Here is a 25,181-nt window from a genome sequence, read left to right on the forward strand (position 1 = left end):
CTACCGAGAAAAAAGCCGCTTGATTCCTCGCGCCATCTTTTTCTCTTTCTCCCAAAAGAACTGAAATTGCCCTACTAATGCGCCGTAGGCCAGCAACAAAACTTGGTAAGCAGGCATTACAAATAGTATGTAAGTCACGGTTTTTACCCAGAAGGGAGTAAACTCATCAAATCCAATCCAACCAAAGAAGGCCTTGCGAAGCATTACCACCGTGGTACCAGTTAATGAGAATACAATAAGAACTAAAATAACCTGTCCGATACTTTCTAACTTCCATTTGCTCTGTAACTTCTGTAAGAATGAGGGCTTTTCTAATGTTGATGCTACGGCTACTTCTTTTTTCATACAGTCAAAATGATTTTTAGCAAAAATACATTCCAAAGTAACCGAAAAATATGATAAAAGTCAGGTTTGTGCGTAAAAAACAGTTTTAATATGCTTAGCTACAGATAGATTATTGTTTACTCAAGAATATTCAATTCCCAGGCGACTCCTAAAGACCAAATGGCTCCGCCGTAAATGTTCTGTTGTTCGGCGATAAATCCGACGTAGTCGCTGTAAGAAGCGGTGAGCCTGACAACTTTAGTAAGGTCGGCCATTGCGATTAATCCGTAGGTAGTGTAAGTGGTTCCTTCGCCGTACAAAAATGTGGATACTGCTTGTCCATCTGATGTACTTTCTTGAATACCTAGTCGGCCAATGAGCCAAACCCGGTCAATAAAGCACTGACCTAGCTCTAAACCTACTCGGTACTGATCGGTAAAACCTTCGGTGCGTACGTTGTATTGGCCGTAAAGGCTGCCGTACGTTTTGCCCGTTGGTAAGCTTTTAGAAATCGCTAACGTTGACCATATATTAAATTCACCATCCGTCACCGGAAGATTAATTCGCTCGCCCGCCACTACCGGATTTTCAGTAACGCTGGCAAAATTAACTCCATTGCCAGTGGGGATTTCAGCTTCAACAGAAAACGAAATCGGCAGCTTCTGAGAAATGGCGTATTTGGCTCCAACCCGAATATCACCTACACCACCAATCCGTTCGGTATTAGAAAAACGATTAGATCGATACAACGGAGCATTCAACAAAGCGGTCACCCGGCGGGTAATTCCGTATTCGCCGTACAGCGTTAATGCTTGGCTCTGAAAACGATTACCTTGGTCAAACAACTCTCCGTCTAAAGCATAAAATTCATTGGAGCTAAATGTGCTAACAGTAGTTTGAATAAATGTTTCTCCTTCTCCTCGGGTCCAACCACTCTGGGCCAAAACACTGCTTTGAATTAGTGATAGTATTACTATTGGCGTAAGTATATATTTCATTGTAGTAGGCATAAAAAAAGCAGAAGTGGCCTTATTCGTTCTCTACTAAATCGATCCCAAGGCAAACTTCTGCTCTTATCTGTTTACTTCTTCTTGTTACTGTAGTTGGGCATTTCCAAACGGTATTCCCACCGATTCGCACCACAGAATTACGTGTGTAAACCTATTCTCAGGAGCGCTGGATAACTTAAAAAAGTCTTCACCCGTACCTTGGACTGCACCTACCAGTTTTACATTAGGGTTTCCGGCACCGGCATCTCTTATTAGCTCATCAGAAGTAGAAAAGTAGATAGTTACTGTGCCAGTAGCCAAATCAGTAGTAAAATCATTACCAAAGCGCAGAAAAGATTCTCCATCCTGATCGGTACCAACTTGAACCATCCCAGCGGTTGATTTATTATTTTGGTCAACAAAAGTGCCCTGGCGCTGAACCATCAAGTCACCAGTAGGTACCGAGGAGTCAATGGTTTCGGTAACTGTTTCGGTATCGTCTTCGCAGCTTACCATCGCTAGCATTCCAACAATCATAAAGGCAGAGAGAAATAAGTTCTTAAACAACATAATAAAATAGTTTGAAAAGGTGTAATAAAAAGATTTTTAAGAATGATTTGATCGTATTTACGCCGTTGACTGCTGGGGGTTGGGGAAAAATTATAACAAGTTTATCACAAGAATATAGCTTAATTATAACAGCGGTTTAAACCACGAAATTTAGCCCATGAGGCAGAAAACCATGTGGTTGAACTTAGCACCTTCAACTTTACTGCTTTCGGGCGGAATGATAAAAATCAAGTCGACGCAAAGTCAAGCACGCTAGCTGCGGTGCTTTATCCAGCTGATTAGAAAGAGTGTTTTGGAATACCGAATAACTCGAGAGATAGCGATCGGTGACGGTTGGCAACTTGTTGGGGTCGTAATTATTTTGTAAGATTGTAGAATTGGTAATCGACTTTTGGTAGATTACGTATAAGATTTTGAGTATAAACTTTTTAATCTCAAACTAACATGGAAATTTCAAGTATTTTTACCCGTAAAAAGAAGAAGGCACCAGCCTATTTATCATTAGATGCGCTTAAAGATGTAAGTGTGGTGACTGGTGTAATACTAGCTTTAAACAAGGCCGTTAAGGCCAAGCTGAACGAGCAGCGTTATGATCTGTTCAGAAGCCGCCGCGAGGAGAAAAAGCAACAGAACGCTTTGTTAATTATGGCGGGCTTATTGGGCGGTATCGTTGCAGGAGCAGTGGCTGCCCTGCTGGTAGCACCGCAGTCGGGCAACGAGTTTCGGGGGCGTATCTCAGGGATGTTTGGTAATGGACACAACGAAGAATCCGCTATTGAGCAAGCTTCCGAAAAGGCCGAAGAACTGGCCGAAACAGCTAAGCAGAAGGCCGAACGCGCCGAACGGAATATTAGCGATAACTAGCCGAAGTAGCAACGCCGGCTTTTCGCATCTCGTCGCGAAGAGCTGGTAAGTTGGGCTTGTGATGGTAAAACTGGCTAGCCAATGCCTCAGCTTCGTCGCGGTGACCCGGAATCTGCTGCATGAGTTGTAGCCATCGGGCAATCATGCGGTACACTGAGCGTCCGCGCAATTCAATTGCTTGCCAGCACTTTTTTTCTAAAATCACAAAACAACGCGCCGGATATACCGAGAGAATAGGCTCAATAAGTTTTTCAAAGCCATAATCTAGCCCGGTACGGTTCTGTACGTGCCGAAGAATTTCTTCGTGCTGTTCTTCCAGTGCTAGTAGCTGAACGTAATAAACATCGTTCGTCTTCACAGCCTGGATGAGCCTGTTTTTTTCGCTTTCGCTAAGGTGAGGGCGAACAGATTGGTAATACTCAACCTGACCGCCTTGCTTCACAAGGTAGGAATATACTTTTTTGTAAAAATCCAGGCTTAGCTCAGGACTCAGTTTTTCGGCCAAATAGCGAGCAGTTTGCTCAGGAAATTGCTGAAATGCTCGTTGAGCGGTTTGCAGAAAATCTTCGGTTTTATCTAGCTGATGATATTTTTCTAGCAATGGTTGGGCTAAGGTATTATCAAAATCCAGAAACTCCTGAGCAGTTTTAATCCACAGCGTATCATCTTGAAGCGTTTCAGCAACGCGCAACACTACGTGTGCGGTATCTACATCTACTACATCTTCTTCCCGCATTCGCTGAAGAAGGAAGCGAGCCATAGACGGATCAACAATCATGGCCAGTAAAAAAGCTTCAAAGTCTTTGAGATAGTAAATTCCTTCTGTTCCGTTTTTGGAAGGTGCCGGGTTCACTTCGTAGTACTGATAACGGGAAAATAACAAATCTACCGCAGCCTCAATTTCAAGCTCAGCTTTTACTGTGGTTTGTAAAGATTGAAACAGGGGAGTTAGCTGTTCGTTTAGCACCTCTTTAATCCGTTCCGGATAATCTTCTACTATGCTTAATGGGTCACTACTAGGGGAGGTGATCGAGAAAACACTCTCGTAAATACCCAAAACTATGCTGAGTCCTTGAGCGAGTTCTCCCTGCTGAAAGTAATATTTAGCCTGCTTAAGATAAGAAGCCAATCCCTTTTGAATGATTTTATCTCCTCCTTCTTCGGCATCGCTCCATTCGTCGTAGTAACCACCGTTTTCGTAATACCCCGGCGGAAAAAGGTCTTCTTCATCAAAAGTTAACGATTCTAGCACAACGGAGACCTCTTCTTTTACCTTCTCAATCTGGAGCACCCGATCGTCTAATAGTGACTCTACCGGACGTTGCTGTTGAGCAGCTACGTATTTTACGAATTGGGTTTTGAGTTGGGTATTTTGGGATAGAAGTTGCTGGAGAAAGCTGAGCTTCGTAATATCTTCGGTGCGATCAAACAGCGCAGTAAAATTTTTTAGCGATATGGTTTCGGTCTCTGCTACTTCAGCATCATCGTACTCATCCGATTCGTCTTCAAATTTACCATCAAGAATAGCTAATCCTACGGCTACAATGTGCTTGCAGATGCCGCCCCAATCGTAAGGGCAACTACAGTGCGTATATGTATCGGTAGGGGAGCCGCTAATCTCAACCTGATACGGATACGTGCCTTGCACTTTGGCGGAGAATCGCTGACCGTCAAAAACTATATTTTCTACTGAATTATAATGGTAGTAGTCTTCTCCCCGAGCAAAGCTCTCGGCCGAGGCCATACTTTCCAACGAATGATGAGTAATAGGTAGTTGCATGTTATTTAGCTAGGTTGCCGTATCCACTATAACGGTAAAAGCTAGCCATCGTTAGAAATTTAAACAGATGAACAACTCCAATTCAACTATTTGAGTAATGAAGTCGGAGATAATATCGAAAAGGCGAATTTTCCGTTAATACAAACAGACATCATTTATGAAAGTTTAGAAGCATTTTCATTACAAAAGTTCATGTTACATAAAAGCTCACTAAGTAATATGACAAAATTAATTTAACAAGATATATCTTTACACTATGAAAGGTAAGAAAAGATATATTACTTTGGATGAGAAGCAACGCAAAGAATTACTGGCGGGCTTCAAAACTGGCAAAAAACCCGTCTTCAGAATGCGTTGCCATTTGATTCTGCTCAGTGATCAGGGGCATGGTGTCCAGCAGATTGCCGAGCTATATCAACTAAGTCGGCAAAGCGTGGCGAACTGGTTCACACGCTACGAGCAAGGAGGCATTACGGCTTTGCATACAATACAAGGTAGAGGTAGACGGCCTATTTTACGTATTGACAATGCGGTAGAAGTCCAGCAGGTTGAACAGTTGGTTGATCGGCATCCACAAACACTTCGGCCGGTCTTAGTTGCTTTGAGTCAACAAGGGAAGGTGCTATCTAAGCGAACGTTGCAGCGATTTTTAAAAAGATTGGACGGAAATGGAAGCGGTTCCGAAGAAGTCCGTTAGGCCAACCCGATCAGAAAATATATGAACAGAAGTGTCAACAACTCGTGATATTACACACGTTAGCTGCCTTGGGCTATATTGATTTGCGATTTGGCGATGAAACTGGCTTTTCCATGGCTCCCTCCGTTCCTTATGGTTGGCTGCCAGTAGGAAGCCAACGGGCGATCCGTTCCGACAGTGAGCGGGTCACCAATGTGTTTGGTCTGATGAACAGGCGCCAGCAATTGAGCAGCTATCCTACCCAAGGGCATATCAATGCAGAATTTATCATTCAGTGCCTAGACAATTTCTGCACCACAATCCCCCAACTGACAGTTGTGGTACTAGACAACGCTTCATGGCATACGGCCCGAGCTATTCAAGCTAGAAGAGAAGCATGGCAAGAGCAAGGGCTTTTTCTGTTTTATTTGCCTACGTATAGTCCGCACCTGAACCCCATTGAGATACTATGGCGAAAGATCAAGTATGAGTGGCTAAAGCCTGAAGCCTATAGCTCCAAAGAACAGCTACAGCAAGCGATCTTCAATATCCTGAGACAGTTTGGAACCGAGTTTCAAATCAACTTCTCACTCACCTAAATGTTGTTACACTAATTATGTTACACTACTTATCCGCAATCATCTTACTATTTTGTGTTTCGCTCACTAGCTTTGCCCAATCCGAAGAAGAACCGATGGTAAAAAAAATTGAAGTAACTGGTCAGGCTGAAGAAGAAGTTGTTCCCGATGAAATCTATTTCGCTATTACCCTGAAAGAATATCTGGGTGATAATAAAAAGAAGGTAGTGATTGATAAATTAGAGCGAGAGCTTTACCAAGCCGTGCGTAAAGTAGGCGTAGCTGAAGAAGACCTTCGCGTGGAAGATATTCAGAGCTATAATTACAATTGGTACCGTCGCAATCGTCCGCAGCGCGAAGAATTTTTAGCAAGCAAAAAGTACACAATTAAATTTGAGAAGTTGGATGAAGTTAACGACTTGTTTGCCTACTTAGACGCTAAGGGAATTCAAAGCACCGATATTGATCGTTACGATCACTCCCGTCGCGACGAATTTGAGCGCGATCTAAAAATTAAGGCTCTACAAAACGCTAAAGAAAAAGCCAAGTACCTTCTAAACGGCATTGATGAAAACCTAGGAGGGGTGCTTGAAGTGACTGAAATCAATACGGGGAATCAGTCGCCTACTTACTATCGTGAGATGTCTTACGCCCGAATGGATATGGCTGAGGCCGAATCTAGTCAAGACCCATCTATTGAATTCCAAAAGATTAAGCTACGCTACGAGGTAAGAGCTGTGTTTGAAATTCGCTAGCGTTCAGCAGTTTCGTATAGAAATACCAAGAAGCCTGTAGAACATTTCCGGAACGATTTTTCGTCGGAAGCAGGATCGATGATATTTCTTTGACTGTTTTTCATAAGGAATTGATTTTGAATGGTTCTGATAACCCCTGTGGACATTTTTTAGGACGATCTAGAATGTTTAATAACTTAATTTATGTTAAATAAATTAGTTAGGTATTAAAGCACTGTTACGAAGTTATCGCCTTGGTAATATTTTCTTTGAATAGAATTTGGTATAATACCATACATGCTATCTTAGAATGCGGAAAAAAATTGCAGCTTTGGGCAAAATACTTGGGTATGAATAATTTGAAGTTTTGGCAAGATTGGCACCCCACCAGCCGAAGCGTATATTTATTTCTTCTGACGGTGTTTCTACTAGTAATCGTGGCGTTCGTTACTTTTTATCCTAAAGGAATGCTTAATATGGTTGCCTGGGAACGAATCTCTACGCTGCAAGAAGTGCCAGTGGCTCAAGACCCCATTTCGGTAGGCTTGTTCTCTTTTTCATACGATCTCAACTTCAGCGTGGTGCTAGAAACATTTGTAGGTAGTAGCGTGAATCATTCGTCAGTTGGAGCTTATTTGTTGCTGGGGGTAGTTGCGTTGGGCTGGATTATCTTGCTTACCATTTTTTCCGCCCTGGATAGGTTTTGGTACTACGTCGGCGTGCTAATTTTGCTAGGACTTATTCTTTTGTTACAGCTAGAGCAATTACTTTGGTTTGGTCAAACTCAGAAGTTTGGGGTAGTACTAGCCTTTGGGCTGTTTTTACTACCTACTGCGTACTTTCAACTAATAAATCCCAACGCCAGATTATCAGTCCGCTTACTGACGTTTAGTAGTGTCACCGCACTTTTTGCCGGACTCATTTTTCTGTTTGCTGAAGTTGCGTATCCATTCTTAACATTAGCGTATCACAGCCTTTGGGTACCCATTATCCTTAGCGTGTTATTTATTATTATTGTGGGCCACGAACTGATAAGCTTGGTGGTGCAACTCATTACCCAGAACAATACTCCCCAGAGCTCTAACAGTCTGTTGCATATTTTTGTGCTCTCAGCCATCTATCTGCTTAACCTCTCGCTTTTAGTGCTCAAAAACATTGGCACAATTGATTGGGATATCATTTACATTGATACTTTTTGGCTACTGGCTATTTTAAGCATCATTGGTATTTGGGGGTTTAAGCAGCGAGAAGTTCAGTATAAGTTCCTGTTCCCGTTTGCGCCACTTGGGGCTCTTTTCTATCTGACACTGGGTACTATCACGCTGGCTACTGTAGCGTTTTTATCCTGGCAAGGCAATGACCCGTTGTTGGAGAGCTTGGAAGACACTATAGCCTATACCCAGATTGGCTTTAGTGCTATTTTTTTGATTTACCTGATTGCCAATTTTATTCAACCGCTACTAAAAAATCAGCGAGTATTCACCGTGCTGTACCGTCCCATTAATTTTCCCTACGGCACGGTTTTAATTGTAGGAACGATTGTAACGCTAGCATTTTTCGCACGAGGTGGCTTTTTCTCTTATTCTCAACTATTGTCTGGCTACAATATTGGAATTGGGGACTTACATTGGATGAAAGAAGAGCTATTTGTGGCGGAGCAGTACTACAAACTTAGCGATCAGTACGCGAACAACAATCACCGAGCTAACTATTCATTAGGTGCGCTGGCTCGGCAGCAAGATGACCCGGTGCTCAACGCCTACTATTTTCAAGAAGCACTTCAGAAAAAACCTAGTCCGCTAGCCTACGCCAATTCGGCAGCGGCTTACGTAGGTACCAATCAGTACTTTGATGCCTTGTTTACCTTGAAAGAAGGGGTAGCTGCTTTTCCTGATAACGCATATTTGGAGAACAATCTGGCAATGCTGTACGGCAGAACTAAAGTGCTAGACTCGGCACTGTATTGGCTAACAAATGCTTCAGAAAATACAGAAACGCAAGCGGCTGCCGAGGCTAATATTGTAGGGTTAATCGGTCAGCAAAGAACCCAACTCAACATCTCAACGGATTCTATCATAGCAGATTTTGTTACGGTTCAGGACTATGCGCCTACACTTATTAATACATTACTGTTGCAGGAACAATCGCGGTCAGACTCACTTAACTTTCTTACTGAGCAAGCCTTGCCGACTGATTCAGCCCTTAATGCTTTCTCCTTTGCCCAGCTAAAAAACTATTTGCTGCAAGCTTCTCCGGTAGATACCGCCTTACTTAGTACAGTTCAAACGCTGGCTGATTTAGCCGAGAACTTTCCGTATACCGAAGAACTAATCCTGGCTATCGCAATTGCTGAGTACCAACAAAATAAAGTAGTAAACGCTCTTCGTAAACTTGATCGTTTGCAATCAGTTAATGTTTTTAAGCGAAACTACTACCTGAATATTATCGGATTATGGGCGTTGGAACAAAGTACCCCCCGGGTGGCTACTCGGTATTTCGCCCAGTTAGCGGATCAGGGTTATCAAGATGCTCGGCTCAAGTTTGCGGTAAGCCTTACCGAATCACTCTCAGCGCCTGACGTTGCCCTAGAGGTAGTTCAGCGAGCTTGGCAGGAGGTGCTGAGCGACTCTACCCAAACCACGTTTCATGACATGGCCAGTCAGCAGCTCCAAATTTTGTCAGTACCCATTGCTCAGATGGAGACGGATACCGAACGGTACCAGTGGCTTCGTTACCGAGGGCAAGAACTGACCGAAGAGCAAATACAATTAGCGTTTACATTATTTGAAGACCAGAGTTACGCTGCTGTAGCCGCTTATGATCTGCTGCAAAAAGACCAGAAGGCTTATCGGGAGATGCTAGCACCAGTAATTCAGCGTTTACGGGAAAATGAATCGTCATTAAACTACCAAGGAACCATTTATCTGGAGTGGGCGTGGGCTTTGGCTACCATTACCGATACTAATGTGAGCGATTGGAAGAACCGCGTCGATATGCTAGTGCCTCTTACTAAGCAACAGCAGTACCAAAAGGCGTATTGGCAAGCACTACTGGCTCATTCACTGGGTGAGGAAGATAAGGCGCGAGAACGACTTGCTTCCTTATTGGGTAACCCATTTTTTGAACCGGGGTTGATTGGGGCATTACGCTATTTTTATGCCGACCAGCCAGAAGTAATATACCAATATTTTCTGGATGCCATTCAGACGAATCCGTATTCGGCCGTACTGTTAGAGGAATATATTTTGTCGGCAGTTCGGGTTGGTTTGGAGAACTACGCAGAGGAAAGTTTAGCTGATTTGGAGCAGCTATCAAGTTCCCGACAGTATCAGCAATTTATGCAACGCTATCAGCAGGTCAAAGATGAGCAAGCGGTTGCTTTTTAGCCCGATTTACGGCAACTTGCTTCACTATTCATCTATTGAACCTATTGAGTGATTCATGAAAATATATACTAAAACTGGGGACAAAGGAGAGACTTCATTGTACGGAGGAAGCCGGGTTTCTAAAGCTGATCTGCGAATAGAAGCCATTGGCACAGTCGATGAGCTAAACGCTCAAATTGGACTACTCCGAGACCAGCCTATCAATGCTTCCCGTCAGGATAAATTTCAGTGGATACAGGATAATCTTTTTGTGGTGGGCGCCATTATGGCCAGCCAAGTTGATCAATCTAGCGTACCGGAATTGTCGGCGGATAGCACCTCGTGGCTTGAGCGGGAGATTGATCAGATGGACAGCGAACTTGCCCCCATGCGATTTTTTATTTTGCCGGGCGGCCATCCGGTAGTTTCTCAAGCCCACGTAGCCCGTTGCGTGTGCCGACGTGCAGAACGTTGTGTGGTAAGATTATCCGAAAACGATTCGGTAGACCCGCTGCTAACTACTTTTCTTAATCGGCTCTCTGACTATTTGTTTGTACTCGCTCGGTATCTGGGTAAAGAACTAGGGGTAGAAGAGATTCCCTGGAAACCAAATAAGCCTTAGCCTCATTGATAAGCATCTTTATTTGGTATGCAGTACTTCAGCTTATATGAATTAAACCAGAAGATTAAATCGGCTTTATCGGCTGAGCTAGAACCAAAGTATTGGGTTGTGGCTGAGATAGGTGAGATGCGAGTAGGGCAGAACGGACATTGCTACTTAGACCTAGTAGAAAAAAACGACAACTACCTGTATGCAAAGACTAGAGCCACAATTTGGTGCAATACTTACCGGGGACTGGGCGGTTGGTTTGAATCTATTACTGGGGAAGCTTTGCGACCAGGCTTAAAAATTCTGGCGCAAGTGGAGGTGAGTTTCCACCACCTGTACGGGTTAAGCCTGAACGTAAAAGATATTGACGCTCAATTTACACTGGGCGAACGTGCGCTAAAGCGACAAGAAGTTATCAATCAGTTGGTTGAGGACGGTGTGTTTGATATGAACAAAGGGCTGACCCTCACGGAGACCCCGCAAAAGTTGGCAGTAATTAGCTCTCCCACCGCAGCGGGGTTAGGAGATTTTATGGATCAGCTTCAGGAGAACCGGTTTGGCTACGGTTTTTCTGTAGAACTATTCAAAGCGAAAATGCAGGGCAACGAAGCAGCCGAGAGCATAATTCAGGCACTGCACCGTATTTTCGGCCTACACGATCAACAGAAGGCCAGTAGTTACGACTGTGTAATTATCATTAGAGGGGGAGGGGCACAGGTTGATCTTGACTGTTTTGATAGTTACGATCTGGCCGCACACGTAGCTCAGTTTCCCATTCCGGTAATTACGGGCATTGGACACGAGCGGGACGAAACGGTTATCGACCTGATTGCTCATACCCGTAAGAAAACCCCTACGGCGGTCGCTGAATTTTTGATTGAGCAGCTTTATGCGTTTGAGGTAAAACTGGATGAGCAAATGCGAGTACTGATGCAACTAGCGGAAAGTATAATAGCTGAGCAAAACTACCGTCTGGAAAAGCTAGCCTCAACGTTAAAGCTGTCGGTCACATCGCACTTACTTAACCAGTCGCATCAACTAGCACGATTGACCGATGGCTTAAAGAGTACTTCATCTACCGTGCTTACTCGTCAGTTAGAGTACACCAGTCAACTAAATGAACGGCTGGAGCGAAGCACACGAAAAGTGATGCAGGAGCAGTATCGTGATCTAGAGTCTACCGAAAAATTGTTGCAACTACTCCACCCAGATGCAATTTTACAACGGGGGTTTAGTGTGACGTATATTGATGGTGTTCCTTTACAAGCAGTGACCCAGCCGGAAGTAGGGGCTAAATTAATTACAAAAACGCATCGGGCTGTATACCTTAGTAATTTAGAAAAAGTGACCCAATCAGAAAATGCCGAAGAAGAAATCAGCCGCCCCTGAGAGTTATCAGGCAGCCATGCAAGAGTTACAAGAAATTGTTGATGCGGTAGAAAACCAGGAGCTAGATGTAGATACGTTATCGGAGAAAGTAAAGCACGCCCTTGCGTTAGTACAGTTTTGTAAAAGTCGCCTTAGGGCTACGGAAGAAGATCTTAATCAGGCTTTTAAAGAAGATTAACTACGAAGTTCTCATGGCTAAAGGTTGAATAGAGGCGTCTTTCTGGTTCTTCAATTAGCAATTTTCCTACAATAGAATGATTGTTGTGACGTTTCAAAAAAAGATAACCAGCCCAAACTGCCCTTACGTATGAACAACGAACCTAGCAAATATCGACATCGATTTAGCTTCTTTTACCACGAACCTAAGTTTTCTACTTGGATTATTCTCGGATCATTGGTGTTACTCTCGGCCGTATTGGTATATATGAGTTGCGATTACCAAACTCCGGTTTCAGAGTTATTCTGCACGCATACCGACGAACACGCTGCACCTAGCAGAACTTTGTATTTTAAAGAAACAATGAGTTTGATTACCAGCGAATTAGGGCTGACGCCCAAGTAAATCCACTCCCAAAGGCAGCTAGGCATACCAGATCATTTTCTTTGATTTTACCCTGCTCCCAGGCTTCACTCATTGCAATAGGAATGGATGCTGCTGTCGTGTTGCCGTATCGCTGAATATTATTAAATACTTGATCGCTTTTCAGTCCCAACAGCTTTTGCACCATCTGGCTAATTCTCAAGTTCGCTTGGTGAGGAATTAATAAATCTATATCGGTAGGCTGCTGGTTATTGGCAGCAAGAGCTTCTTTGATTACTTCGGGAAAACGAGTAGAGGCATGTTTGAACACATGGTTTCCGTTCATCACCGGAAATATTGTTCCTTCTTCAATCATACGAGTTTGGGTACGAGGAACAGCCCTTGAACTTCCGGGATCAATAACCGCCAACTCTTCAGCATACTTTCCTTCCGAATGCAGATGCGTAGATAAAATGCCACGGTTGGGTTCATCCGTGGCTTGTAGTACCGCTGCTCCCGCACCATCACCAAACAGTACTGATACCCCGCGCCCCCGAGTGGTCATATCCAACCCACTACTGTGAATCTCCGATCCAATAACTAGTACCGTATTGTACATTCCGGTTTTAATAAATTGGTCGGCAATAGATAGGCCATAAACAAATCCGGTACATTGGGTACGAATATCGAGGGCACCAATGGTAGGCACCTCTAATTCTCGCTGTACTAGTACTCCCGAACCTGGAAAGTCATAATCAGGACTTAACGTGGCAAATACAATAAAATCTACGTCTTGTGGGGTAAGCCCCGCATTTTCCAGTGCCATGCGGGCAGCGCGGGTTCCCATATTAGCGGTGGTATCTTTTCCCAGTTCAAAAAATCGCCGCTCACGGATACCGGTGCGCTCTTGTATCCACTCATCAGAAGTGTCCATAATTTGCGCTAGATCATGGTTAGTAACAATTCTTTCGGGCAGGTAGCGCCCTACGCCAACAATTCTTGAGGTTCTCATAATGGGATGTAGTGTTAGATCGTTAATTGTACTTAGTAGGGTATTTTTGGAAGCCTACTCACTCTCCTTACTTGGGCTAAGGAAGCGATTCTTCAAGTTTCAGTACTGAAGCCAATAGTTCACGGCCATCGGTATTGTGGAGTGCCTCATCGGCCGCTCGTTCGGGGTGGGGCATAAGTCCCATTACATTTTTATTCTGATTTGTTACCCCAGCAATACTATTAATAGAACCATTACAGTTGCTGGTTTCATCAACTTCTCCGCTCTCATTTACATAATAAAACATAATCTGCTCCTGGTCTTGCATCGCTTTCAACTCATCTTCAGAAGCGTAGAATCTCCCTTCGGCGTGGGCTATCGGTACTTTGTAGGCTTTGTTTGGGTCAAGCGAGGCCGTCATAATATTAGTATCAGAAGCTGCCTTAAGGTAAATATTTTTACAGATGAACTGCTGATTTACATTTGGTAGTAAAACCCCAGGCAGCAAGCGGGCTTCAGTTAGAATTTGGAATCCGTTGCAGATACCGAGTACATAGCCACCCTGGTTTGCATGTTTTATGACTGAATCCATAATAGGGGAGAAGCGAGCAATAGCTCCCGCCCGAAGATAATCACCGTACGAAAATCCACCGGGTACTACCAATAAGTCGCAGTTTTCAGTATTAGCACTTTTGTGCCAGAGTTTAACTGTATTTTGCTGAAGAATATGTTTGAAAACGTAGTAAATGTCTTCATCACAGTTTGAGCCGGGAAATACTATGATCCCAATTTTCATATGGTTGCAAATTTTATTGAGGCTTGAAGTTAAGTAAATCGGGTTTCTTTAACTAAACGCGCTGCTTTTTGATGGTGATTTTTTTTCGGAAACTCAGCCATTCCACACGAAAATCAAATTGATTTATTTTAAGTAGTTATGTAATAAAATTAATATTTACCGATATGATTTTTTTTCCTTTTATCAGAAATTTGTTTAGATCAAATTTTCACCAATATGAGATATATTATATTAGTTGTTTTGCTAGCGTTGAGTTCTCTCTCTTATGGCCAGTATCTTTCAGGTAACTGGCAAAGTAGTCTTCAAACTCAAATAGAAGATTTTCAAGCCTGTAAAAGTGCTAACGATCAAAATGTTAAGTGCTTTCAGCAAATAGGGAAAGCTTTGTATTCAATGTACCGATTAAACGACTTTTATGATAAGAGCAAAAATCGTTATATGACAGTAAGTGAAATTTATGATTTCTTAGAAAACGATTCTCATTGGAAATTACTAGGAAAAGGGTATGAGCAGTCTACGCTGGAGAAAGCGCAGAAGCTAGCTAATAGGAAGAGAGCGGTGATCGCTGTTTATTTGAATGAAGAGCAACTGGGTCAGATAGCCTATATTTTACCTGGTGATATGGCACCCTCTGGTTCTTGGGGACTGAGAGTACCCAATTCGGGCACGTTTAATGCCAGTGTACCCGAGAAATCATACACCGGAAAAGGACTGTCGTATTCGTTCCCTCGCCGTCTGATTACGGATGTGCAAATTTACACTCGCGAGATTTAGCAACGTATTCATTCAAGGGTGTGAGCGTTCATCGTACCCTTGAATGAAAACGTTGCTGTAAAAGTTTAAGCAAACGCTCAGATAGCCTGAGCATTGTAGAACTGATAGTGAACGTAGGCCTTATTGGTTTTAAGAATGCGTAGAATATGCAACCAAAGCCGTTCGTAAGGGACTACCTCCATTTCGGTTTCTAGATCTACGGGGATTTTGGTATCGGTAAGCTTCTGATAATAAAGTGTACCTTTCTCCTGAATAAGATCAAAATCAAAATTCTTTTCAATAACAATTTCCAGTAAGCGAATAAATACGCTGCTGCGGTAGTTATTCCTTTTGTCTAAGTGGGGCGATTTATAATCTGTAATCCACTTCACACTTTCCTTAAACCGTTGAACGTCACCTTCACGCAGCAGAAACATGCATTGAATAGTAAGGTAGGCAATGTTTAGGTATTCGTAATCTTTAGCAAAATTCGGGCGTTCTTGTAAAAATTCTTCCAGATTGAATCCCCAGCTCAGAATTTTAGCCTCGTTAAAGAAGATGAGGTTTACGCGGTACATTGCCCAACGCTCTTTCACGTGCTCAGGCTGGTTATTGAAGTTCTTATTGGTGCGTACCTTCCGGAATATTTTGGTTGCCTCTTTGTATTGTTCAGCCTTGAGCAGCAGCAAAATATAATATTCCATAAACGTAAACCAATCGTCGTGGCTAGGTTTGAATAGTGCCTGCTTACGTTTAGCGTAAGGAATCCCTTCTATCACTTCCTCAGTGTAGATGTAGGCGTAAAGTTTGGTAAACACAATACGCTTCTGGTTGAGGTTTACCTTAATTTCGCTATTGGGCCGATTGAGGTATTCCTCTTCTAGTTGAGTACAAAGCTTGAGTGATTTATCGTAATCCCAGTTGAGGTGGTAGTATAAAATAGATAGTTTGTGACCAATAATTTTTATTGCTTCACTTTCTACCCGATCGGCAATATGATAAATCTGGCTGATGGTATTCGGAATGGAATCTAGCACCCTTTTCTGGGCACTAACCGACTTATGAATATGAACCAGGGTATCGTAGTATAAATCCTCACTAGCCTGAAACGCTCGGTGCTTTAATCGATACTTGGCTAATTCTTCCCTCACTTCTAAAAATGGGGTAATCTTGCCCTGCCGAGAGTGGTAGTTTTTCACTAACTCAAGTGCTGGAACCAGAATATCATAAAGTTCAAACTCAGTAGTAGTACGAATAAGGGCGGGAAGAATCTTTTGAGCAATCTCATCCGCTTCTTCGGTAGACAGAATCTTCGCTTGGAGTAACGTATGCTCACTTTCGTAGCGAGATTGTTGGTAAAGCGTGTAGCTATCTTTATCGTAGTCTAGAAAAAACAGGTGGTTAAGCAATTTCTGCTTGAGACGCGATTTGGCATTCCGGTAATTGCGGTTACCAGGGTCGGCACCAAATAACTTTTCCGAAGCATCGGTATCAGATTGAAAGGTCTCATTGATGATTCCCTGATACAGTAGGTTATCTTTGGATGTCTCTTTTTTTCTGAAATTGAAGTTTACAAGTTGTAGACTTCGCTGTCCTTTCTTACGGATTATCCTAATAAGATCATGTAGTTCATGCATAGTTTAGAGTGCTTTTTAATAAACGACCTTTTAAAAGTACAAAAAAATTTAGTTATCCAAAATAATCTTACACAAATTTTTTTACCTATTATTAATAATAATACCCTGAAAAAGTGCTAAATAAGCGATTTAAGCACCAAAAAACTTATTTTTATTGAAAAATCTTACATAGGTAATTTATAAGAATACTGATCTGAGACAATTTTTGGGCAGAATGTCGTGGTCGCCAACGACCTTCATCTTTAAAACGGTAAAAAGGCGTATAGTATTGAAAAAGGGAGGCTCTTCTTTTCTGAGATTGGCTACTGGGGGCTAGTTATTTTTTAGTCTATTTCTGGCTATCCGACAGGTATTTTTTAACCCAAACGATCTGCATCGCCTCAACCTCCGCCCGGCTCGGACTAATAGTCGCGTCGTTAGACTTAGGTTTAAATCCGAGTCCGGCACACCGGAACTAACGGAGCTGTAACCCTCGCTTGCTCTAAAGCCTCGTAAAATAGTTCTGATTGAGTAGGGTACTGACATATCCTTTTTATCGTGGATAATTAGTACTGGCAGATCGGAGGGATCGACCTAAGTAATCGGATTAGCTTTTTGTGCTTGTTCGGGGTTTTCCTGAAGAGGGAAGCTTTGTGTAATCATAATAATGTCACTTTATATACAATCATCTATGATTGCTACTCAAAGCAGCTTCTAGTCAACTTTGTTTGAATTTCTGCTATACCTCAGATGCAATTGAACCACTAAGTGAGTGACATTGGGCTACTTCTTTTCACTCTTCAAACGTTGGATGATATCCATTGCGGACTGAGTTCGTTCGGTCAGAAGGGTATAATTTCCTTCTTTGATAATGTCTTTGGTAATTAGCTGCGAGCCCATACCCACGCAGGCGGCTCCAGCTCCAATCCAGGCGCTGAGGTTTTCTTCGGTAGGGGACACTCCGCCAGTAGGCATAATACTTGTCCAAGGGCAGGGGGCGGTTACTCCCTTAATAAATGCTGGGCCGCCAACTTGGGTAGCAGGAAATATTTTAACAATATCGGCTCCGAGTTCTTCAGCGTAAGAAATTTCTGACAGAGAACCACAGCCGGGCGACCAAGAAATCTTCCGGCGATTGCAGACTTTTGCCATATCGGCACTCAAAATTGGGGATACAATGAAGTTACTTCCCAGCTGAATATATAGTGAAGCAGTACCAGCATCTACCACTGAGCCTACCCCTAAAATCATCTCAGGCAGAGCTTGCTCGGCATATTTGTTAAGCTCCCCGAATACTTCGTGGGCGTAGTCACCGCGGTTGGTAAATTCAAACACTCGAACGCCGCCATCGTAGCAGGCTTTAAGCACCTTCTTGGCAACTTCAATATCTTTATGAAAAAAAACCGGAACCATACCGGTGGCGTGCATTTGACTAAGCACCTGAATACGGGTAAATCGTGCCATTAATTTGATAAATGATTATTAAATTGTCACTTGTTATTAGTCTACTGTCTACGGTCAGCAGTCGTTAGTTTGAGAAGGTAACGATGAAGAGCGCAGTTTTTATGCTCTGCACCTTCTACCCTTATGATCAACCTTCCGCCTGCCATCTTCTTGCTTTCACATCTCTTATTTCACGTTTAGCGAGAGACTCGCCCGGAAGCATCACCGCTCATGAGCTTTTCTACTTCGGGTACGGTTACCATATTGAAATCACCGTGAATGGTATGTTTCAGGCAAGAAGCTGCTACGGCAAAGTTGAGGGCTTTTTGCAGATCGTCTCCGTAAGTAATCAGTCCGTAAATCAGCCCACCCATAAATGAGTCGCCACCGCCTACACGATCAACGATATGCGTAATCTGATAAGTAGGGGCTTCGTAGAGTTTGTTGCCGTCGTACAGCACGCCCGACCAAGTATTATGACTAGCACTTAAAGACCCTCGCAAAGTAATAATTGCTTTACTAGCTTTAGGAAACCGTTCCATCAATTGGGTACAAACCGATTCGTAAGCTTCAGCTTCTACATGCCCTTGCGTAACATCAACGCCCTCGGGGTGAATACCAAAAACTTTCTCGGCATCTTCCTCATTGCCCAAGATTACATCGCACTCCGCTACCAAGTCAGGCATAATATCAGCCGGTTGCTTGCCGTATTTCCAGAGGTTTTTTCGGTAGTTGAGGTCGCAAGAAACGGTAATGCCTTTGGCGCTGGCGGCTTTCACCCCTTCCAAGCAAGCATCGGCAGCCCCTTGGGAGATTGCCGGAGTAATGCCTGTCCAGTGAAGCCAAGTGGCTCCTTCCAGGGCTTTATCCCAGTCGATCATTCCTTTTTCGATTTCCGAAAGAGCCGAATGCGCTCGGTCGTATACTACTTTACTTCCTCGGCTGACTGCACCATACTCAAGAAAATAAATACCCAGACGATCGCCTCCGTAAATGATGTGATCAGTACCGATATTATGCTTACGAAGCGTGGCTAAGGCACACTTTCCAATATCATTATCGGGCAAACGCGTGACAAATTGAGCATTGAGTCCGTAGTTAGCTAGAGAAGCAGCTACGTTAGCTTCACCACCGCCGTAGATAGCATCAAATTGATTGGCTTGAATAAATCGTTGAAAGTTTGGGGTTGCCAGGCGAAGCATAATTTCGCCAAAGGTGACAATATTGTTGTTCATGATGTTAGGTAGTTTGATTTAGTGAAACTGAAAAAAACGTTTAGCATTGTGATAACAAATATTTTGAATGGTTTCGCCAATCAGTTTCAGATCGTGGGGAAGTTCGCCATTCTCAATATCAGTACCAAAAAGATTACACAGTATTCTGCGAAAATACTCATGACGAGGGTAGGAGAGTAAGCTGCGAGAGTCAGTGAGCATTCCTACAAAACGGCTCAGTAATCCTAGGTTAGACAATGCATTCATTTGCCATTCCATACCCTCTTTCTGATCTAAGAACCACCATCCTGAACCAAACTGGATTTTGCCGGGGACGGAACCATCGTTAAAATTTCCGATCATGGTTCCGATCAGATAATTATCACGAGGATTCAGATTATAGATAATTGTTTTAGCGAGCTGATCCGTCCGATCTAAGCGATCAAAAAAGCGGGACAAAGCCTGAGCTTGAGAAAAATCCCCGATTGAGTCAAAGCCGGTGTCGGGGCCGATTGTTTTCAGCATTCGGGTATTGTTATTACGCAGTGCTCCTAAATGAAACTGTTGCGTCCAGCCTTTCTGATGATCCATCAGCGCTAGTTCATACAAGATGGCTGACTTCAGCTTACTAATTTCTACAGGAGTAAGTGATTGACCTTTGCGAACCTTTTGAAAATATTGTTCTACTTCTTGATCGGTGTAGTCATCAGCATACACCTGTTCTAGTCCGTGATCGGATAATTGGCAACCCAATGAAGCAAAATAATTATGTCGTACTTGAAGAGCCTCCCGAAGGTTACGGTAACTACCAATAGAGGTATTAGCCGCTTGCTCTAGCTTGGCTAAGTAGCTATTGTAGCTTGCTGGATCGTCTACCGCCATGGCTTTATCAGCCCGAAACGTAGGTAGCATCAGTACATTAAACTCCCCTTCACTCATCTGCTGATGAAATTCTAGCGAATCGGTAGGATCATCTGTGGTGCAGACAACTTCTACTTTCATTTTTTGCAGTAAACCTTGGCTGCTCATTTCGGGAGAAGCCAATAGCTGATTGGCCTGTGCCCAAATGGCGGGTGCCGATTCGGCATTGAGTAGTTCTTTAATAGAAAAGTAGCGTTGCAGCTCTAGGTGGGTCCAATGATACAGTGGGTTGCGTAGGGTGTAAGGCACCGTTTGGGCGTAAGCCATAAACTTATCGTAATCGCTGGTATCGCCGGTGCAAAACTGTTCATTAATGCCGTTGGCCCGCATAGCTCGCCACTTGTAGTGGTCGCCGTACAACCAAATTTTGGTGAGGTTTTCAAAAGATTGATCTTGCGCGATTTCCTGAGGTGAGAGGTGACAGTGATAGTCAATAATCGGCATGTCTTTGGCGAAGTCATGGTAGAGCTTTTCAGCGGTAGGTGACTGTAGCAAAAAGTTCTCGTTCAGGAATGGTTTCATTTTTCAATCGGTTACAATTGCAAAAATAGTATTGTTTACTTATTTGGCAATAGTTGATTGTAAGTTTGAGGATATACTGATCTTTAAAGTCAAGTGGGAATCAAGCCTCAGTTTGCTATTTACGCCGACAACCCCTATTATTGTATTTACAAGTCAATTTATCCTTACCAGAAGGTCGTTGATTTATAAAGAAGTGCGGAGAGACAGGCTCTACGAAGCACTAGCAACCTCTCGCAATCGGGAAAGGTGCTAAATCCTGATTCGCCAAGGCGAAGAATATAAGTTAATTTTATGCAGCAATTACGATCACTTTCGCGTTTTCTTCCTCACGGTTTACTGCCGATGTACTTTATGGGTATGTCAGCTATGGGCTGTTGTTGCTGCTAATTTGGCGGACTCCTTCCCGGGGTGCGCTCTCTCAAGACCAATCACTAATCTAACTTTATATTTTATGTCAGAATCACTAAAATTTGAAACGCTTCAGCTACACGCTGGTCAAGAGGTAGATGCCACCACACAATCGCGCGCTGTACCTATCTACCAAACTACTTCTTATACATTTAAAGACGCGGATCACGGAGCCAATTTGTTTGCTCTTAAGGAGTTTGGAAACATTTATACGCGGATTATGAACCCGACCACTGATGTGTTTGAAAAGCGGGTTGCTGCGCTGGAGGGTGGAGTAGCAGCGGTGGCTACATCGTCGGGACAAGCGGCTCAGTTCCTGGCACTTAACAACATCTGCCAAGCTGGTGATAACATTGTTTCTACCCGATACCTATACGGAGGTACCTACAACCAATTTAAGGTGGCGTTTAAACGTATTGGAGTAGATGTTCGCTTTGTGGAAGGAGAAGATCCGGCAGCGTATGAATCGCATATTGATGAAAACACCAAAGCGATCTACCTAGAAACTATTGGTAATCCTGGATTTAATGTACCCGATTTTGAAACTATTGGTGACTTAGCTAAGAAGCACGGCATTCCGCTGATTGTAGACAACACCTTCGGAGCAGGTGGTTATTTATTTCGTCCGTTAGAGCACGGCGCATCTATCGTGACGGCTTCTGCTACCAAGTGGATTGGTGGTCACGGAACATCCATTGGCGGAGTGATTATCGATGGGGGCACCTTTGATTGGGGAAGTGGTAAGTTCCCGCAATTCAGTGAACCATCTGACGGTTATCATGGAATGGTATTCTCGGAGGTGTTCGGAGTTAATAATCCATTGGGCTTACCAAACATTGCTTTTGCTATTCGGGCGAGGGTAGAAGGCTTGCGCGATTTTGGCCCGGCTATCAGTCCGTTTAATTCGTTCTTACTGATACAGGGGCTAGAAACCTTATCATTAAGAGTAGAGCGTACCGTAAGCAATGCACTGGATTTAGCTAGTTGGTTAGAACAGCGGGATGAGGTAGAGAGCGTGAACTATCCCGGATTAGCTTCTAGTAAATACCACGATTTAGCCAAGAAATATCTGAAACGTGGCTTCGGAGGAGTATTTACCTTTAAGCTGAAAGGTGATCTGGAACAGGCTAAAATGTTTGTGAATAGCTTGAAGCTAGTAAGTCACCTGGCCAACGTGGGCGATGCTAAAACGCTGATTATCCATCCGGCTTCTACTACCCATCAGCAGTTGAGCGAAGATGAGCAGCTACAGTCAGGAGTACATCCTACTCAGTTGAGAATCTCGGTGGGGATTGAGCATATTGACGATTTAAAGGCTGATTTTGAGCAGGCATTTCAGCAGGTGGCTGAGCCGGTGACCGCGTAAACATGTTAGCAGAGCATACGTTTCAGCATTCAGAATCATTTCCGCTGGAGTCGGGCGAATCATTGCCCGGCTTCCAGCTGTTTTACACTACTTTCGGCACTTTAAACGTGCGTCGGGATAACGTTATTTGGGTTTGTCATGCCCTAACAGGCAACGCTAACTTGCTAGATTGGTGGTCTGGTTTATTTGGAGAAGATAAACTATACAACCCGGCAGATTATTTTGTGATTTGTGCCAACATGTTAGGCTCGTGCTATGGTTCCACGGGGCCGTTATCAGTTAATCCCCAAACTAACCAGCCCTTTTTTCACTCTTTTCCCGCTATTACCAACCGCGATGTGGTGCAAGCGTTTGATCTGCTACGGCAAGAGCTAGAGATCGGTCAAATTCATACGCTCATTGGTGGTTCTATGGGTGGGCAACAAGCGTTGGAATGGAGCATTATGCAGCCAGACGTGGTACGAAATCTTATTCAAATTGCTTCCAATGCCCAGCACTCACCTTGGGGCATTGCCTTCAATGAATCGCAGCGGATGGCTATTGAGAGTGATGCTAGTTGGTTAGAAAATCGGCCCGATGCTGGTCTGGACGGTATGCGTACCGCTCGATCTATCGCATTGCTATCGTATCGGCACTACCGTACTTACCAGAAAACCCAGCAAGATGCTACCTCAGATCAGCTCACCAATTACCGGGCATCTTCTTACCAGCGTTACCAAGGTGAAAAGCTGGCGCGACGATTCAACGCTTTTTCGTACTGGGTTCTCTCCCGTGCTATGGACTCTCACCACGTGGGGCGTGGGCGCGATAGTGTAATTTCGGCTCTCAAGCGAGTAAAAGCCAGAACATTGCAAGTTGGAATAGGAACGGACGTTTTGTTTCCACCCAATGAACAGCAATTTCTAGCTCAACACATTGCCGGAAGTCAATTAGCCGTAATCTATTCGGATTATGGGCACGATGGCTTTTTACTAGAGTATTCACAGCTTCGCTATCATATTACTAGTTTTTATCAGGAGGAAAATACCTCGACGAAAGTATCTGAGGCGAATTAGGTGCTATTACCACATTTTTCTAGTTTCATCTGTTTGATCGTTGATTACCTAGTTGGCGGAATCAGTCTTATTGCTCAATCTGAGGCTTGTATAGCGCAGCACCAAATGCAAATGAAGCAATAGATAAGCGACTACCTAGATTGGCTGATTAACAGTGAACACGGGAAAGATGAAGCGGTAAACGGAATACAATCACACCACGTGGTACTTTGTATAAACCATCGCAATGGTACTGTTTATTGGTCAGGATTCTTTGGCGCGCGAACTACAGCAAAAAGGAGTAGAGCTTATTGTGGATCGGTAAATAGAGGCTGATGGCACCCAGCCTACTCGCTCGTGGAATTACAGTGCCATGAACTTGTGAGCCATTTACTATTTTGCGATCTTATCGGAAAAGTTAGGTCAACCCATTTGGGATTATCAGGAACAAAAAATTAAGAAAGCACTAGATTTTCTGTTGCCTTACGTAAGCGAGGAAAGCAGCTGGAACTACCCTCAAGTTAAAGCAATGAATCGGTATAGGTTGTTGCCCGTACTGAAAGTGGCAGCTAATCGCTATCCCGAAGAAATCTACGATACTGTTTTGCTGCATTACTATCAATCTGAGGAAAGTGACTTACTGATTGGCTCACGTTATCCGTAATTCTGATTCAGGTCTACCAGCTAATATCAGGCTGACCGAATCTCGCCGCCTCCGAGAATAACCTGCCCTCGGATAACTACTTGCTGACTTGCCTCTGATGAGTACGATTGGTGAAACTGTCGCTTATCTTCAAATCCACCCAAAATAGGCGTTACATTTACCTTCACGTTCCAGTTGCTCGGCACCGTAATTTCGGCGCTTCCGAACAGAACAAATACGTCAATCACCTGTACTCCTTCGGCTAGTTGGCAACCGGTAAGATTAATCTCGTTACCGCCAAAAATTGAGGTGATGCGCCCGCCCCGAAACCAGTTCGAGGTCACGATATTTTCATTACTGCCCAAAATAGCTGACTCGTCAATCACTTCTAGCGATGAGGCTTCTCCCAATCTCCTTTTTTCTTGTCGACGCCGAAGGAGCAAACTTATGCCGATTAGCACAAATGCCACTGGCCAAAACTGCCGAATAATGTCCCAAATAGAAATATAAAATATATCAGAAATCAAAAACAAGCCTCCGACAGCTACCAACACAAATCCTCCACTTTTTTTATCGCTAGTTACAATAATCAATATGCCAATAGCAATAAGTAGCGTCTGCCAGGATATAAGATAATGAGGAATCGCAAATGGGATTAGATTGAAGTTGTTGAGCAGGAAGTAGACTCCCAGCACTAAGAAGAGTAAGCCGATGATTAGTCGACTATCGCTACTGCGGGTGTATTGACTCATAATAGGTAGGGTTGCAAATGAAAATACCAAGATACTAAATCTAAGTGAACAATGTGCAATGGAGACCGGAGACTGAGGCTCCGGAACTTGTCCGGTGGGAGACCGGAATTTAAAATTGATCGTTGATGGAACCAACCAGCTGATGAATCATGAATCATGATGAATTGGCGTGGGGTACTGTGCAGTAGACAAGGAGCAATGGGTGCAGCTAAACCCCGTACATCAAACTACGCTAACACCATAACACTTTAACACCTGAACACTTCAACTTTCTAACCCGCACGACAGCAGCCTGTAACTCAATGCCCGTGGACTATCGGCGA

At 43.6% G+C, this 25,181-nt stretch carries 23 protein-coding genes and 1 riboswitch; of the genes, 12 read left to right on the plus strand and 11 right to left on the minus strand.

The features are described 5' to 3' along the window. From P0M28_RS27050 to P0M28_RS27060, 3 genes are all read right to left on the minus strand, one after another. Positions 1-345 carry a DUF6787 family protein gene (locus P0M28_RS27050; protein ID WP_302206625.1) on the minus strand — a complete coding sequence of 115 codons (345 nt, stop codon included), beginning with the start codon at positions 343-345 and terminating at the stop codon, positions 1-3. A gap of 116 nt (positions 346-461) precedes the next feature. After that, the gene (locus tag P0M28_RS27055; protein WP_302206626.1) at positions 462-1,322 is read right to left on the minus strand and encodes a hypothetical protein; all 861 of its coding nucleotides are present in this window, start codon (positions 1,320-1,322) and stop codon (positions 462-464) included. A gap of 96 nt (positions 1,323-1,418) precedes the next feature. Beyond that, positions 1,419-1,883 (minus strand): DM13 domain-containing protein, encoded by a 465-nt coding sequence (locus tag P0M28_RS27060; RefSeq protein ID WP_302206627.1) that lies wholly within the window; start codon positions 1,881-1,883, stop codon positions 1,419-1,421. A 444-nt stretch (positions 1,884-2,327) separates the two neighbouring features. Here P0M28_RS27060 and P0M28_RS27065 point away from each other — a divergent pair, with 444 nt between their 5' ends. Continuing rightward, complete coding sequence (locus P0M28_RS27065) at positions 2,328-2,747, plus strand: YtxH domain-containing protein (protein ID WP_302206628.1); 420 nt, start codon at positions 2,328-2,330, stop codon at positions 2,745-2,747. Here P0M28_RS27065 and P0M28_RS27070 read toward each other — a convergent pair. Continuing rightward, positions 2,734-4,527, minus strand: a complete 1,794-nt coding sequence (locus tag P0M28_RS27070) for an SWIM zinc finger family protein (RefSeq protein WP_302206629.1) — start codon at positions 4,525-4,527, stop codon at positions 2,734-2,736. The genes P0M28_RS27065 and P0M28_RS27070 overlap by 14 nt on opposite strands. A gap of 256 nt (positions 4,528-4,783) precedes the next feature. Here P0M28_RS27070 and P0M28_RS27075 point away from each other — a divergent pair, with 256 nt between their 5' ends. From P0M28_RS27075 to xseB, 7 genes are all read left to right on the plus strand, one after another. After that, complete coding sequence (locus tag P0M28_RS27075) at positions 4,784-5,224, plus strand: helix-turn-helix domain-containing protein (RefSeq protein WP_302205191.1); 441 nt, start codon at positions 4,784-4,786, stop codon at positions 5,222-5,224. Beyond that, positions 5,185-5,802, plus strand: a complete 618-nt coding sequence (locus tag P0M28_RS27080; protein ID WP_302210860.1) for an IS630 family transposase — start codon at positions 5,185-5,187, stop codon at positions 5,800-5,802. The genes P0M28_RS27075 and P0M28_RS27080 overlap by 40 nt, the downstream gene beginning before the upstream one ends. 17 nt (positions 5,803-5,819) lie before the next feature. Then, on the plus strand, positions 5,820-6,536 hold the full coding sequence (locus P0M28_RS27085; protein ID WP_302206630.1) for an SIMPL domain-containing protein: 717 nt from the start codon (positions 5,820-5,822) through the stop codon (positions 6,534-6,536). Between the two features lie 329 nt (positions 6,537-6,865). Further along, positions 6,866-9,901: a hypothetical protein gene (locus P0M28_RS27090; protein WP_302206631.1), complete on the plus strand. Its 3,036-nt coding sequence runs from the start codon at positions 6,866-6,868 to the stop codon at positions 9,899-9,901. 55 nt (positions 9,902-9,956) lie between these two features. Further along, positions 9,957-10,502, plus strand: coding sequence for a cob(I)yrinic acid a,c-diamide adenosyltransferase (locus P0M28_RS27095; RefSeq protein WP_302206632.1), 546 nt, complete (start codon positions 9,957-9,959; stop codon positions 10,500-10,502). Between the two features lie 27 nt (positions 10,503-10,529). Then, a complete protein-coding gene (gene xseA, locus P0M28_RS27100) occupies positions 10,530-11,879 on the plus strand; it encodes an exodeoxyribonuclease VII large subunit (protein WP_302206633.1) in 1,350 nt (449 codons plus the stop codon). After that, the gene (gene xseB / locus P0M28_RS27105) at positions 11,851-12,057 is read left to right on the plus strand and encodes an exodeoxyribonuclease VII small subunit (RefSeq protein ID WP_302206634.1); all 207 of its coding nucleotides are present in this window, start codon (positions 11,851-11,853) and stop codon (positions 12,055-12,057) included. Before xseA ends, xseB begins: the two co-directional genes overlap by 29 nt. A gap of 352 nt (positions 12,058-12,409) precedes the next feature. Here the strand turns inward: xseB and P0M28_RS27110 are convergent, their stop codons facing one another. Both P0M28_RS27110 and purQ read right to left on the minus strand, forming a co-directional pair. Then, positions 12,410-13,411: a 3-oxoacyl-ACP synthase III family protein gene (locus P0M28_RS27110; protein ID WP_302206635.1), complete on the minus strand. Its 1,002-nt coding sequence runs from the start codon at positions 13,409-13,411 to the stop codon at positions 12,410-12,412. 76 nt (positions 13,412-13,487) lie between these two features. After that, positions 13,488-14,186: a phosphoribosylformylglycinamidine synthase subunit PurQ gene (gene purQ / locus P0M28_RS27115; protein ID WP_302206636.1), complete on the minus strand. Its 699-nt coding sequence runs from the start codon at positions 14,184-14,186 to the stop codon at positions 13,488-13,490. Between the two features lie 216 nt (positions 14,187-14,402). Here purQ and P0M28_RS27120 point away from each other — a divergent pair, with 216 nt between their 5' ends. Beyond that, complete coding sequence (locus P0M28_RS27120) at positions 14,403-14,960, plus strand: hypothetical protein (protein ID WP_302206637.1); 558 nt, start codon at positions 14,403-14,405, stop codon at positions 14,958-14,960. A 77-nt stretch (positions 14,961-15,037) separates the two neighbouring features. On the opposite strand, the gene P0M28_RS27125 is transcribed toward P0M28_RS27120, so the two are convergent. The 4 genes from P0M28_RS27125 to uxaC all read right to left on the minus strand — a co-directional run bounded on the left by P0M28_RS27125 (position 15,038) and on the right by uxaC (position 20,655). Continuing rightward, entirely contained in the window at positions 15,038-16,576 is a 1,539-nt protein-coding gene (locus P0M28_RS27125) for a hypothetical protein (RefSeq protein ID WP_302206638.1), read from the minus strand. Positions 16,577-17,338: 762 nt separating this feature from the next. Further along, entirely contained in the window at positions 17,339-18,019 is a 681-nt protein-coding gene (locus tag P0M28_RS27130) for a bifunctional 4-hydroxy-2-oxoglutarate aldolase/2-dehydro-3-deoxy-phosphogluconate aldolase (protein ID WP_302206639.1), read from the minus strand. Positions 18,020-18,195: 176 nt separating this feature from the next. Continuing rightward, positions 18,196-19,233: a sugar kinase gene (locus P0M28_RS27135; protein WP_302206640.1), complete on the minus strand. Its 1,038-nt coding sequence runs from the start codon at positions 19,231-19,233 to the stop codon at positions 18,196-18,198. Between the two features lie 18 nt (positions 19,234-19,251). After that, positions 19,252-20,655 (minus strand): glucuronate isomerase, encoded by a 1,404-nt coding sequence (uxaC, locus tag P0M28_RS27140; protein ID WP_302206641.1) that lies wholly within the window; start codon positions 20,653-20,655, stop codon positions 19,252-19,254. Between the two features lie 180 nt (positions 20,656-20,835). After that, positions 20,836-20,940, plus strand: a riboswitch (SAM riboswitch). 166 nt (positions 20,941-21,106) lie between these two features. On the opposite strand from uxaC, the gene P0M28_RS27145 reads away from it, so the two are divergent. From P0M28_RS27145 to P0M28_RS27155, 3 genes are all read left to right on the plus strand, one after another. Continuing rightward, the gene (locus P0M28_RS27145; protein WP_302206642.1) at positions 21,107-22,429 is read left to right on the plus strand and encodes an O-acetylhomoserine aminocarboxypropyltransferase/cysteine synthase family protein; all 1,323 of its coding nucleotides are present in this window, start codon (positions 21,107-21,109) and stop codon (positions 22,427-22,429) included. A 2-nt stretch (positions 22,430-22,431) separates the two neighbouring features. Next, complete coding sequence (locus tag P0M28_RS27150) at positions 22,432-23,484, plus strand: homoserine O-acetyltransferase family protein (protein ID WP_302206643.1); 1,053 nt, start codon at positions 22,432-22,434, stop codon at positions 23,482-23,484. 508 nt (positions 23,485-23,992) lie between these two features. Beyond that, the gene (locus P0M28_RS27155) at positions 23,993-24,127 is read left to right on the plus strand and encodes a hypothetical protein (RefSeq protein WP_302206644.1); all 135 of its coding nucleotides are present in this window, start codon (positions 23,993-23,995) and stop codon (positions 24,125-24,127) included. A 26-nt stretch (positions 24,128-24,153) separates the two neighbouring features. Here the strand turns inward: P0M28_RS27155 and P0M28_RS27160 are convergent, their stop codons facing one another. After that, positions 24,154-24,858, minus strand: coding sequence for a LiaF transmembrane domain-containing protein (locus tag P0M28_RS27160; RefSeq protein WP_302206645.1), 705 nt, complete (start codon positions 24,856-24,858; stop codon positions 24,154-24,156). Positions 24,859-25,181: the final 323 nt, after the last annotated feature.

It is taken from the genome of Tunicatimonas pelagia (assembly GCF_030506325.1).
Taxonomy (GTDB): Bacteria; Bacteroidota; Bacteroidia; order Cytophagales; family Cyclobacteriaceae; genus Tunicatimonas; species Tunicatimonas pelagia.